A 13320-nucleotide genomic window follows, 5' to 3' on the forward strand; every position below is an offset into this window, starting at 1 on the left:
GTTATTGACCATTGTCTTGCGCGTTACCCCCATTGGCGAGACCGGTTTATCGGATATACTGCCCCCACGCCACATTTTTGGGCGTTTTGAGGAGGGAAAATGCGTAAAGTTCTTTTCGTCGCACTCGTTCTTGGGGCGGCTCCGGCCTATGCACAGGATGGCGATGCCAAGATCGGCGGTGCCCGCATCGAAGTGCGCGCCGGGATCGAACGCCCGAACCTGAGCGATACCCAAAGCGGCACGACCTATGTCGATACGCTGGGCTCGGGCGTAACCTATGGCGGTGAGCTGGGCTATGACATCCCGGTCGGCCGGAACCTGACGGTCGGCCCCTATGTCGGGATCGATGCCGGCGGTGCCGACAAGTGCGAGACCTATACCGACGTGGGGATCAACGGCACGGCCTGCTTCAAGGCCAACACCAACCTTACCGCCGGCGTCCGCGTCGCCTATGCCACGCCGAAGACCGAGCTTTATCTCGGTCTTGGCTATGACAGCTATGACCTTGATTTCTCGATCCGCGAGACCGCTGTGGTCGGCGGGGCAACCGTGTTCAGCTATGATAACAATGGCGCACGCGGCGGCCTCGATGTGTCACTTGGCGCGAACTTCACCGTTGCCAGGAACGCCTACATCGGCGTCGGCATGAAGGTTGGCGAACTCGGCGAATTCGAGAACACCGGCTTCAGCCTGCAGCGCTTCCAGGGCCATCTCGCCCTCGGCCTGCGCTTCTGATACCCCGCGCTCCTGCGGCGGCGTGATCCGCCGCAGGAGCCTTTGACTGCCAGGGAGCACCATGAGCGATTACGACGTCATTATTCTGGGATCCGGCCCTGGCGGCTATGTAGCGGCGATCCGCTGTGCGCAGCTTGGTTTGAAGACGGCAATCGTCGAACGCGAAAACCTAGGCGGTATCTGTCTCAACTGGGGCTGCATTCCGACCAAGGCGCTGCTGCGTTCGGCTGAAGTGTTTCACAATATGAAACATGCTGCGGCCTATGGCCTGGCGGCGGACAACATCCGGGCCGATCTGGACGCGGTGGTCAAGCGCAGCCGCGGCGTGGCCATGCAGCTTAACCAGGGCGTCACGCACCTGATGAAAAAGAACAAGATCGCCGTGCACATGGGTGACGGCACGCTGCTGGGCGGCGGAAAGCTTGAAGTGAAGGGCGAAAAGAGCAGCGCAACGCTCAGCGCCAAGCACATCATCGTCGCCACCGGCGCCCGCGCCCGCGATCTGCCGTTTGCGCCGGCCGACGGCAAGCGGGTCTGGACCTACCGGCACGCTATGGTTCCGGGCGAGCTCCCGGGCAAATTGCTGGTCATCGGATCAGGCGCGATCGGCATCGAATTCGCCAGTTTCTACAATGATATGGGCAGCGAAGTTACCGTTGTCGAGATGATGGACCGGATCGTTCCGGTGGAAGATGCGGATGTATCCGCGTTCCTCGAAAGAGCGTTGGCCAAGCAGGGCATGACCATCTTGACCGGGGCAGGGGTGGAGGCACTTGCAGTCACAAGCAAGGGCGTGAAGGCCAAGCTCAAGGGCAAGGACGGGGCGACCACGGAGCAAGACTTCAGCCATGTGATCGTGGCGGTTGGCATCGTGCCAAACACTGAGAATATTGGCCTTGAAGCCGTTGGAATCAAATCTGAACGCGGCATTATTGCAATCGATGGGATGGGCCGGACCAATGTTGCCGGGATCTGGGCGATCGGCGATGTCACGCCGGGCCCGTGGCTGGCGCACAAGGCCAGCCACGAAGGCGTGATCGCTGCCGAAGCCATTGCCCAGGCGCTGGGGAACAAGGATGTCCATCCGCACGCGATGGACAAGCTTAACATCCCGGGCTGCACCTATTGCCATCCGCAAGTCGCCTCGGTCGGCCTGACCGAAGCCAAGGCCAAGGAAGCTGGCTACACGGTCAAGTCCGGCACTTTCCCGTTCATCGGTAATGGCAAGGCAATCGCGCTCGGTGAGCCCGAGGGCTTCATCAAAACGGTATTCGATGCCAAGACCGGCGAACTGCTGGGCGCGCACATGGTCGGCGCAGAAGTGACCGAGCTGATCCAGGGCTATGTCGTGGGCAAGACGCTTGAAACCACCGAGGCCGAGCTGATGGCCACGGTGTTCCCGCACCCGACGCTATCCGAAATGATGCACGAAAGCGTGCTGGCCGCCTATGGCCGGGCCTTGCATATCTAGGCCCGCAAGGGATTTTCGGAATTAATTCGCACACTTAATTGGCCATTTACCATTCGCTGTCAGTAGAACTGCGGATGGGATCGCTAGGCGAACATAAACCCGGTCGGCTGCTGGGCCTGAAGCGGATGGCGTTTGCGCTGTTTGCGCTGATGGGGCTTGCCTTGAGCGCTAGCCAGCCGGCGTCTGCGCAGACCGTCACCCGCTATACCAACAATACCGCCAGCGCGACGAACGGGATCAACAACACTGCAACGCCGTGCTCCAACACACTGAAGCGCACCTTTGCCGTCGGCACGAGCTACATCGTAAGCGATGTGAACATCGGTGTGCTGCTAACGCACACGGCGCGCGGCGATCTTACGATCACGCTGGTTTCACCAAGCGGAACGCGCGTGGTGGTTTCAAACCAGGTCGGCGGGACGAAAAACAATTTCAACGCCTTGCTTGATGACTCTGCCGGTACGGCGATCACCGCCTATACCTTCAACGACACCATCACCGCAGTGCCGCCCTACAACCAGACCCTGCGCCCCAGCAACGCGCTGAGCGTTTTCAACGGCGAACAGGCAGCTGGCACCTGGACGCTGGAACTGTGCGATTCGGTTTCGGCGGACAGCGGCACCTTCGACCAGGCCGATCTCTATCTGACCGCGGCCGCGACCAATTATGCTGATCTCTCGCTGGCGCAGAGCGTGAGTTCAACCACGCCCAACGACCGCACCACCATCACTTACACGCTAACCGTAGCCAATGCCGCAACATCGCCGCAAACCGCCACGGGCGTGGTGGTGCGCGATCTGCTGCCCAGCGGGGTGATCTTCATCAGCGCCAGCGGCGCGGGAACTTACAATTCGGCAACCGGTGACTGGGCGGTCGGCACATTGGCTCCTGGCGCCAATGCAGCCCTGACGATCACGGCGACCGTGGCCGCGGGCGACACGGAAAGCGTAGCCAACGCCGCCGAAATCACGGCTTCATCGCACACCGATCCCGATTCAACCCCTAACAACGGCGTGACCGGTGAAGACGACTACGCCAGCACGACGTTCACCGTAGTGGTCAGCCGCAGCGCCGGAACCGCGCCCACATTGACCTGCTCGGCCGGCACCGGGCAGTTCGATTGGGACAGCCAGGCCTGGACCGCAGGCGCAACATCAGGAAGCTACACCGTCACCGGGGTCGGAACGGTCGGCTTTGCGATTACCAATCCAAACGGCATATTCCTGAACAACGCGACGTACGGCGGGCAATCACCGGCCAAGCAGACCGCGGTTACAGGCGGGCTCGGCACAGCGCAGAACTCGCTCGAGCAACTGGTCGACTTGAACAACCAAAGCGCCACGGTTGATACCACGATCACGCTGGGAACCGCAGTTCCAGGCGCGCAGTTCACGATCTTCGACGTCGATTTCAACACCAACCAGTTTGCCGACAAGGTCACTGTGACTGGCTACCTCAATGGAAATGCAGTCACACCAACGCTCACCAACGGCACCGCCAATTGGGTCTCAGGCAACAGCGCCTACGGCGATGCCTTATCGAGTGACATCCAGGCCAATGGCAACGTTGTGGTCACCTTCAGCAGCGCGATCGACAAGATTGTGATCAACTATGGTAACCACAGTTATGCACCAACCAACCCTGGCCAGCAGGGTGTGGCGCTGCACGATATTACCTTCTGCAAGCCGGTGACCAGCATCAGCGTGACCAAGGTCAGTTCGGTGCTGAACGATCCTGTCAACGGCACCACCAATCCCAAGGCGATCCCCGGCGCGGTGGTCGAATATTGCATTCTGGTATCCAATACCGGCACCAATACCCTGAGCAATATCGCTGCGACAGATGCCCTGCCAGCAAACTTCACCTTTACCGCGGGGACGATGACATCGGGCATTAGCTGCGCGGCCGCGACCACGGCCGAGGATGATAACAATACCGGAACCGACGAGTCCGATCCTTTTGGCGCGGCAATCAGCGGCACGAGTTTGACCGCAAGCGCCGCCTCGCTCAGTGCCTCAAGCGGTTTCGCGCTGAAATTTCGCGGCACGATAAACTAGGATCAAGTTATTCAATCGTGTAAAATTATAACTTTATACGGCTAACTTCACGCGTTAGAAAAATCTCCCAATGCAATCGGTTGCAAGGGCAAACCCCTATTGGCTTGTTTCTGAAATATAAGTCTTTTCTGCGCAGCGGTTTTGCGGTTTGTTAACTCGATTGCGTTAACCACGCAGGCATGAAAAACCAAATCGCCCTGCGTGCCGCATCCGGCACCGTCGCCTTCGTCTCGGCCTGCATGGTCGTCTTGCCGGGCACCGCCCATGCCAGCGGCGTTGCCGCCGGGACGTTGATCCAGAACACGGCTTCGGCCACCTACACCTCTGGCAGTGCCAGCGGCACGGTCAGTTCGAACACCGTCACCGTCAAGGTCGACGAGCTGCTCGACGTGGCTGTGGCCGGGCTGACGAGCACGCCTGCCGTCGCCGGATCGAGCAACGTGGTGCTGATCTATTCGGTGACCAATACCGGCAACGGCCCCGAGGCCTTCGACATCGCCGTGAATGCGGCAGTGGCGGGGAACGATTTCGACGCCGTGGTCCAGCAGGTCGTGATCGACAGCAACGGCAACGGAACTTACGACCCCGGCATCGATACGGTGCTGGCTACCGGATCACCCACGCCGGCGATCGCTCCCGATGCCGCGCTGGCGGTGTTCGTGATTGTCAGCCTGCCCGGCACGGCGGCCGATGGCGACACCAGCCAGGTCCAGCTGACCGCGACCTCAACCACCGGATCGGGCACACCCGGCACAGTCTTTGCCGGCCAGGGCGATGGCGGCGGCGATGCCGTGGTCGGATCCTCAACGGCGACGCAATCGGACAACGACGCGCTGATCGCCAGTCTGGCCAGCGTTGCGCTGACCAAGGCGGCCAGCATCGTCGATCCTTTCGGCGGCAGCCAGCCGGTTCCCGGCGCGGTGGTTACCTACACGCTTACCGCCACGGTCAGCGGCACCGGTCAGGCCGATAGCCTGCACATCACCGACGTGATCCCGGCAGGGACCGCCTATCAGGCCGGCACCCTGACGCTCGACAGCGCAGCGCTGAGCGATGCGGCCGATACCGATGCCGGTGAAGCATCGCCGAGCGGGATCGACGTTAACCTTGGCACCGTAGCCGGGGGCAGCACCAAAACCGTCAAATTCAACGTCAAGATCAACTGAGGTAACACGCCATGAAGCGCATCCTTATCGCCACCCTTGGCTCCGTGCTGATTGCCACGGCACCCGCCGTGGCCGCCGCCCAGACCAATCCTGTCGAGCTGATTGGCGATGTGAAAGTCGACAAGGTAGTTGTTGAAAACGGGAAAGAAAAGCACGTTCTGGTCGAACCGGGCGTGGTTGTCCCGGGCGATGCACTGCTGTTTACGACGACGTACCGCAATGCCGGGGCCACCCCGATCAAAGACTTCGTGGTCACCAACCCGCTGCCCGATGCCGTCCAGCTTGCGCCGCAGGGCGCTGATCAGCTGGTCGTTTCGGTCGATGGCGGCAAGACTTTTGGCAAGCTGACGACACGGCGCGTTACCGGCAGCGATGGGGCGCCGCGCGCCGCGGTGGAAGCCGATGTAACGCACATTCGCTGGGTCCTGCCGGTGCTGGCGCCAGGCGCGTCGGGCGCACTTTCCTATCACGCCATCGTCCGCTGACACGGACTGAACCGCCACGACACGCGGGCGGATAATAACGCGGGTCGCAATCGATTACGAGGATAACAATAATGAACAGGGTCAACAGATTGCTTGGAACGGCGGGCGCCGCGGCGCTCATTGTCACAAGTGCCAGTCCTGCTCTGGCAGGCGGGACCACTGCGGGAAGCACGATCACCAACACGGTGTCCGTGAATTACCAGGTGGGCGGCGTTGCACAGACCGCAACGGGCGCTTCGAATACCTTTACGGTCGACCGCAAGATCAACCTGACGGTTGCCGAAGTGGGCACCACCACCACGCAGGTGTCACCGGGACAACTGGCCGCGGTGACCACCTTCACGGTGACCAACACTTCGAACGCCGTGCTCGATTTCGCGCTGGCCGCTGCGCAGCAGAGCGCCGGACCGGGTGCGCATTCGAACACCGACAACTTCGACGTTTCGAACGTCAAGGTCTATGTCGATAGCAACCTTAACGGCAGCTACGATGCTGGCACTGACCTTGAAGTCAGCTATCTTGACGAACTGGCAGCAGACGCCAGCAAGACTGTCTTCGTGGTTGCCGATGTTCCGCTTGGCCGCCTCTCCGGCGATGTTGCCGCAGTTACGCTGACCGCAACCGGGCGCGAAGGCGGCGGCGCGGCTGCGCAGGGCGCGGCACTGTCCGAAACCACCGGAGCCAATACCTCCGGCATGGATACTGTCTATGCTGATGGCGCTGGCGCAACCGACGGTTCGCGCGATGCGGCCTACTCGGCCAAGGATGACTATACCGTCCTTGCAGCGGCGCTGACGATCAGCAAGCTCAGCCGGGTGATCTCGGATCCGTTTAACGGCACCACCAATCCGAAGGCGATCCCGGGCGCGACGATCGAATACTGCATCGTCGTGAGCAACGCGGCCGGCAGTGCGACGGCGAACACCGTGGCCATCTCTGACCCGCTGCCCAGCACGGTCACCTACGATGGCGGCGGTGTGTTCATCAACGGCACGGTCACTTCGGGCCTCTGCAACACCGATGGCACCAATGGCGGTTCGCATGCTGCGGGCACGGTCAGCGGAACGCTTTCGAGCGTCGCGGCGAGCGAAACCAAAACGCTGCGCTTCCGCGCGACGATCAACTGAACGAGGTGCGGGGCGGCATGACCTGAACGGTCTGCCGCCCCCTACCGCAACACCCAAGGGTCGATGGGCGTTTTCCGGCAAATCGGTGTACTCATAGCAGCGCTGGCAGCGCTGCTTTTGTGCGTGCCGTTTGCCCAGGCGCAAACCATCACCAATACCGCCGCCGCGCAGTGGAGCGAAGGCGGCCAGAATTTCACCACGCGTTCGAACATGGTCTCGATCACGCTGGCCCAGTCGCAGACGCTGCTGACCACTTACAAGCCGCTAACTGGCGGGCAGAACTATGGTTACACTGCGGCGAGCTGCGGCGGCAGCACCGTCATCGTACCGGGCGCAACTGCCACTGGCACCTCGATCGCGTCGCTGACCCAGACCAGCACGATCCGCGTTGGCGAAGCGCTGTTCTTCAGCCTTTCAGCGCCTTCGGCCAATCTTGACCCGGCGGCGGTCGACACCCTGGTCGCGACCATCACCACCCAAAGCGGCGACCGCGAAGTGCTGACGATCCGCGAAACCGCGATCAACAGCGGCATGTTCATGGGTGCGATCCCGACCCGCGCGATCCCGCCGCAGCCGGTGCAGGGTGATTGCCGCCTCAGCCTGCGTCAGGGCGAAGACATCACCGTCGCTGTTGCCGCAACGGCCAGCGGCTCGGCCATCGCCACAGCGCAAGTCGACGTACTGGCCGATCCTTATGGCATGGTCTTCGACAGCGAAGACGGACAGCCGGTGAGCGGCGCCCGCGTGACTTTGGTCGACGCGCTGACCGGCGCGCCGGCCCGCGTTTTTGCCGATGACGGTGTGACGCCGTGGCCCTCTACCGTCATTTCAGGCCAACCGATTACCGATGGGGCCGGCAATGTCTATCCGATGGCACCGGGCGAATACCGCTTTCCGCTGGTTGGCCTGGGCCGTTATCGCCTGGTGGTCGAACCGGCCGCGCCTTATACCGCGCCATCGGCCAAGACCCCGGCCCAGCTGGCGGCGCTGCTTCGTCCCGATGGCAATACTTTCGAGATTGTCGACGCATCGTTCGGGGGAACACTGCAATTGGCAGGTGCCACCGCGGTGCGGGTTGACATTCCGCTCGATCATCCGCCGTTGGGCGTCACCGTTACCAAGACGGCATCGCGCGCTGTGGCCTTGCCGGGCGATGTGGTGTTTTACACCGTCACGATCCGCAATCCCGATACGATCAGCGCCAAGCGTACCGTTACCCTGGCCGACAACCCATCGCCCACGCTGCGGTTACGGCCGGATTCGGTGCGGGTTGACGGCGTTGCCAACCCCGGTGCGGTACAAGCCTCGCCAGATGGCCGCACGCTGACCTTGCAACTTGGCGATATCGCTGCCGGCGATTCGCGCACCGTCAACTATGCCATGACCATCCGCCCCGATGCCCCAGCCGGCACCGCGCTTAACAAGGCAACCGCTACCGATGCCGCCGGTCGCAGCGCCACCGCCGGTGCCACGGTGCGGATCGAACGGCAGGATATTGCCGCACGGGTAACGATCATCGGCCGGATTACCGACGGCGGATGCGCGGCCGATGGCCGGCACAACCCGGTGCAGGGTGTGCGCGTCGTGCTGGAAGACGGTAGCTTCGCCATCACCGATGCCGATGGCCGTTATCACTTCGAAGGCGTTGTGCCGGGCACGCACGTTGTCCAGGCGCAGCAAAGCACGCTGCCGCAGGGCGGACGCTTTGCCGATTGCAGCCGCTCCACCCGCAGCGCAGGCAGCGCCAGCTCGCGCTTCGTGATGGCCCGCGGCGGCATGCTGGTGGCCGCGGATTTCAGTGCGAACCTTTCTCATGAAGGCAGCGTAACTGCATCAAAAGCTGCAGTTAAAATCGCATACGACCCGATTGATGGTTTGCCGATTGCCAATCCAGTTGGTGCAGCTCCGGCACTTGCACCGCGTACCATTCAGGATCCCGCCTCGCTTGAGCGCGAGCAGCGCCTTTCCGCTGGTGCGGAAACCGATTGGTTCGCCAAGGGTGATGGCCCCAATGCCTTCCTGTTCCCTGCGCCCGATCACAACCCGCGTGCGCCGGCGATCCGCGTGGTGATCCGCCACCGCGTCGGCCAGACCGTTGATCTGACGATCGATGGCAAACCGGTCGAAAAGCTGTCTTACGAAGGCGCGCGCCCGGCACCGGGCGGGGGCTATGCTGTTTCGATCTGGCGCGGCATTCCGCTGCCGGGCGAGCAGACCCGCCTGACGGCTGTGGTACGCGATGCAAACGGCGTCGAAGTTTCGCGGCTGACCCGCACAGTCTATTATTCGGCCAGCCCGGCGCGGATCGAATTCGTGCCCGCTCAAAGCAGCCTGGTGGCCGATGGCAAGACCCGGCCGGTGCTGGCGCTGCGTATTCTCGATCACAACGGCCGCCCGGTCCATGCCGGCCTGTCTGGTGAGTTTTCGCTCTCCGATCCTTACGAAAGCGCAGATGCGCTCGATGCGATGCAGCAGCGTCAGCTGGTCGGGGCGGGGCGTCAGGCGCCGCGCTGGCTGGTCAAGGGCGATGACGGCATGGCCTATGTCGAGCTTGCCCCGACCATGGTCAGCGGCAAGCTCAAGATGGAATTCAACTTTTCCGATGGCCAGCAGCGCCGCCGCCAGGAACTGGAGACCTGGATTGCGCCGGGCGACCAGCCGTGGACCGTGGTCGGCCTGATCGAAGGCACCGTCGGCAAGCAGACTGTGGCCAGCCAGATGGAGCGTACCGGCCAGTTTGACAGCGATCTGGGCGACCGCGCCCGCACCGCCTTTTACGTCAAGGGACCAGTGGGCGAAGGCTTCCTGGTCACTGGCAGCTATGACAGCGCCAAGCAGCGCGACGATGCGGTGCTGCTCGGCACGATTGATCCGCGGTCCTACTACACCGTCTTCGCCGACGGTTCGGACCGCCGCTTCGATGCTGCCAGCCGCGACAAGTTCTACGTCCGGGTTGAGAACCGCGGCTTCTATGCACTGTATGGCGATGCCACCAGCGGGTTCGACCAGACGCAGCTTGGCCGCTATCAACGCACCGCGACCGGCTTCAAGACCGAGTTCGAAGCGGGCGGCGTGCACCTGCAGGGCTTTGCCGCCAAGGTTTCCAGCACGCATCGCCGTGACGAATACCAGGGCGGCGGGATCTCGGGCCCCTACCGCCTGTCGAGCCGCGCGATCGTGCCGGGCAGCGAAGTGGTGGCGATCGAAGTGCGCGACCGGTTCCGCAGTGAAGTGATCGTCTCGCGCCGCACGCTGGTGCGCTATGTCGATTACGATGTGGATCTGCTTTCTGGCACGATCACCTTCAAGGAACCGATCCTCAGCCGCGACGACCAGCTCAACCCGCAGTTCATCGTGATGGACTACGAAGTTGATGGAGGCGCGGGCGGCGGTGAATGGAATGGCGGGCTGCGCGCCGATGCTACTTTCGCCGATGGCGCGGTACGTCTGGGCGCCACCGCGATCACCGACACCAGCGCCAATGGCGGTGCCCGCACCGATCTGGTCGCGGTCGATCTGCGCGCCAAACTTGACCGGAACACCGAACTGCGCGCCGAAGCCGCACGCAGCTACAACGATGGCCGCCACGCCGATGCCTGGCTGGTCGAACTGGAGCACCATTCAGGCAAGGTCGATGTACTCGCCTATGTCCGCCAGGCTGCAGACGATTTTGGGCTTGGGCAAAGCAGCGGAGCCGAACTTGGCCGCCGCAAGGTCGGCGTCGACGCCCGCTATCGCATTACCCCGGACCTGTCGGTCGCAACCAGCGGCTGGGTTGATGACAGCCTGACCGACGGTTCGCGCCGCATAGCGGTGCAGACCGGGCTCACCTGGCACACCCAGGACGCCGACGCGCGGGTCGGCGTCACACACTTCGACGATACGCTGGCCGACGGCACCAAGACCAACGCAACGGCGCTCGATGCCTCGGTTGCTCGCCGCTTTTTCGACAACAAGCTTGAGCTAAGTGTAGCCACCAGTTTTGCCATCGGCGGCTCTGGTTCAATTGACTTGCCCGAACGCCATCGTTTTTCGGCGCGCTATGCCGTGACGTCCGACATCAAGGTCGTCGGCACCTATGAGATCGCGTTCGGCGACAATATCGATGCGCGCACCGGCCGGATCGGCATCGAAGCCACACCGTGGACCGGCGGCCGGTTGACCACCGCAGTGGGCCAGCAGCAGATCGGCGAGCTAGGCAAACGCAGCTTCGCCAATTTCGGGCTGACCCAGTCGATCGCGGTGACCAAGAACCTCACGCTCGATGCCACGCTCGATTCGAGCAAGACCATCGGCGGGTTCGATCCGGCGCGCCTGATCAATCCCGATCACCCCGCATCAAGCGGCGGAACGATCGGTGAAAACGGAACTATCGCCGAAGACTACACCGCGATCACGCTGGGCGGTTCGTGGCGTCAGGAACTGTGGAACGCCACTGTGCGCGGCGAATGGCGCGAAGGCGATCTGGCCACCCGCAAGGGCGCGACCTTTGGTGTGATCCGCCAGCTGGGCGATGGCCAGATGGTCGGCGGCGGCTTCACCTGGACCCGCGCCGATGCCGCGGCCGGACTTATGAGCCAGGTCATGGAAGGCTCGCTTGCCTTGGCCAGCCGCCCAGCCGAGAGCGATTTCGCGTTCCTGGGCAAGTTGCAGTTCCGCTCGGACATCGTCCACGGCGCTGTCGCCGGTGAGGCTGGCCCGGCCGGGCGCGGCGCGCTGCTGGTTGATGGCGATGCCCGTTCCGACCGGATCGTGTTCAGCCTTTCGGGCGATTGGACGCCGCGCCGCCGGGTTGATGGCGAATGGGTGCAGCGCGACAATCTGGGCTTCTTCATCGCTGCGCGGCACAATTTCGATGCTTTCCAGCAATACGATATCGCCGGCACCACTGTGCTGGGCGGGCTCGACGCGCGTTTGGGGCTGGGCGATCACCTCGAACTGGGCGGTACCGGCACGGTCCGTTACAGCCTGACCGACAAGACCGCGATCTTCTCCTATGGTCCGCAGATCGGCCTTTCGCCAACCAAAGACGTGCTGCTGCTGGTCGGCTACAACGTTACCGGGTTCCGCGATCCCGATTTCTCGGGCGCGCGCCAGACCGACGAAGGCGTCTATGCCACGATCAAGATCAAGTTTGATGCCGAGAGCTTCGGCTTCCTCGGGCTGGGCCAATAAGGACTGGCGCGGACGCGAAGTCTGGGCTTTACTCCCGCAAAACAGAGGGAGTGGAGCACAATGTCAGACAATACCGCCGCACCAGCGGCCGAAGTGCCCGGTAAAGTCGCCGGGCTCGCTATTACCGCAATCGTCCTGGTCGTAATCGTCGCCTGGATTGCGCTGTGGATCGGCGCGCTGAAGTTCACCGATACCACGCTGGTCGGCGGGTTCATGCTGCTGTGGTACTGGGCCAACAACGAAGCGATGGAAATCAAGCGCCTGCCCGCTGCGATTATCGGTGCGCTGGTCGGTGTGTTTCTGGCCTGGTTCGTCGTCTACGCCACAATGACCTGGGGCACGAACGGCACGATTGCCGGCGTGTTGCTGATGGTCATCGCGCTCTATGTCGATGTGATCAAGGCGGTGCCGCTGGCGGTGAATACCTCGACCATGCTGTTCCTCACGCTCGCCGCAGCACCGCTGATCCAGCTCAAGGTGAACTGGACCGAGCTAGCCTTGAGCATCGTGATCGGTGGCATTTTCTTCGCGGTGCTGATCGAAGGCATCAAGCGGCTGGCAGCAAAGGCTGGCGGGGCGGCGGCCTGAACGGGGAGGAACTGCAATGCGCATTATCAAAATTCTGGCCGCTGCGGCGGTCTTGCAGCTTTGTCTGGCCCAGCCCGCACTGGCCGATGAACCCAACTGGGTCCGCGTCACCAACAGCGACAATGGCGAGAGCGAACACTGGATCGACAGCACCTCGCTCAAGCGTAAGGGCGATCTGGTCAGCTACCGCGAACGCGCCGAAATCAACGATAGTGATACCGACTGGGCAAGCGTGATCGCCTTTTCGCAGATCAACTGCAAAACTAGCATGGTCCACCCGGTACAACTGAACATCACCTACACCAACGGCAAGTCTGAGACGGTCGACAATCCCGATCCCGAAGACTGGAACGCAATCGAGCCGGATTCGGTCGGATCGGACATCCGCGACTACGTCTGCAAGAGCTGAACCGCCGGCAATTGGCGGACAGGGTGGGATTCGAACCCACGGTGAGCTTTCACCCACGGCGGTTTTCAAGACCGCTGCCTTAAACCACTCGGCCACCTGTCCTTGCC

General features: G+C 62.5%; 9 protein-coding genes and 1 tRNA gene. 9 read left to right on the forward strand and 1 reads right to left on the reverse strand.

Going from position 1 to position 13320, the window contains the following annotated elements:
- Positions 1-99 precede the first annotated feature (99 nt).
- The 9 genes from RMN99_RS08355 to RMN99_RS08395 all read left to right on the forward strand — a co-directional run bounded on the left by RMN99_RS08355 (position 100) and on the right by RMN99_RS08395 (position 13213).
- The gene (locus RMN99_RS08355) at positions 100-735 is read left to right on the forward strand and encodes an autotransporter outer membrane beta-barrel domain-containing protein (protein WP_309622848.1); all 636 of its coding nucleotides are present in this window, start codon (positions 100-102) and stop codon (positions 733-735) included.
- 61 nt (positions 736-796) lie between these two features.
- Entirely contained in the window at positions 797-2206 is a 1410-nt protein-coding gene (lpdA, locus tag RMN99_RS08360; RefSeq protein ID WP_309622849.1) for a dihydrolipoyl dehydrogenase, read from the forward strand.
- Positions 2207-2280: 74 nt separating this feature from the next.
- Positions 2281-4263 (forward strand): proprotein convertase P-domain-containing protein, encoded by a 1983-nt coding sequence (locus RMN99_RS08365; protein ID WP_309622850.1) that lies wholly within the window; start codon positions 2281-2283, stop codon positions 4261-4263.
- Positions 4264-4442: 179 nt separating this feature from the next.
- Positions 4443-5429, forward strand: a complete 987-nt coding sequence (locus RMN99_RS08370; protein ID WP_309622851.1) for a hypothetical protein — start codon at positions 4443-4445, stop codon at positions 5427-5429.
- 11 nt (positions 5430-5440) lie between these two features.
- On the forward strand, positions 5441-5914 hold the full coding sequence (locus tag RMN99_RS08375) for a hypothetical protein (RefSeq protein WP_309622852.1): 474 nt from the start codon (positions 5441-5443) through the stop codon (positions 5912-5914).
- Between the two features lie 71 nt (positions 5915-5985).
- A complete protein-coding gene (locus RMN99_RS08380; RefSeq protein ID WP_309622853.1) occupies positions 5986-7041 on the forward strand; it encodes a hypothetical protein in 1056 nt (351 codons plus the stop codon).
- A gap of 63 nt (positions 7042-7104) precedes the next feature.
- Complete coding sequence (locus RMN99_RS08385) at positions 7105-12216, forward strand: isopeptide-forming domain-containing fimbrial protein (RefSeq protein WP_309622854.1); 5112 nt, start codon at positions 7105-7107, stop codon at positions 12214-12216.
- Positions 12217-12276: 60 nt separating this feature from the next.
- Complete coding sequence (locus RMN99_RS08390) at positions 12277-12804, forward strand: hypothetical protein (protein WP_309622855.1); 528 nt, start codon at positions 12277-12279, stop codon at positions 12802-12804.
- Positions 12805-12820: 16 nt separating this feature from the next.
- Positions 12821-13213: a surface-adhesin E family protein gene (locus RMN99_RS08395; protein ID WP_309622856.1), complete on the forward strand. Its 393-nt coding sequence runs from the start codon at positions 12821-12823 to the stop codon at positions 13211-13213.
- 12 nt (positions 13214-13225) lie between these two features.
- Here RMN99_RS08395 and RMN99_RS08400 read toward each other — a convergent pair.
- Positions 13226-13315: transfer RNA gene (locus RMN99_RS08400), tRNA-Ser, on the reverse strand.
- Positions 13316-13320 lie beyond the last annotated feature (5 nt).

The organism is Novosphingobium sp., from assembly GCF_031417815.1.
Lineage (GTDB): Bacteria > Pseudomonadota > Alphaproteobacteria > Sphingomonadales > Sphingomonadaceae > Novosphingobium.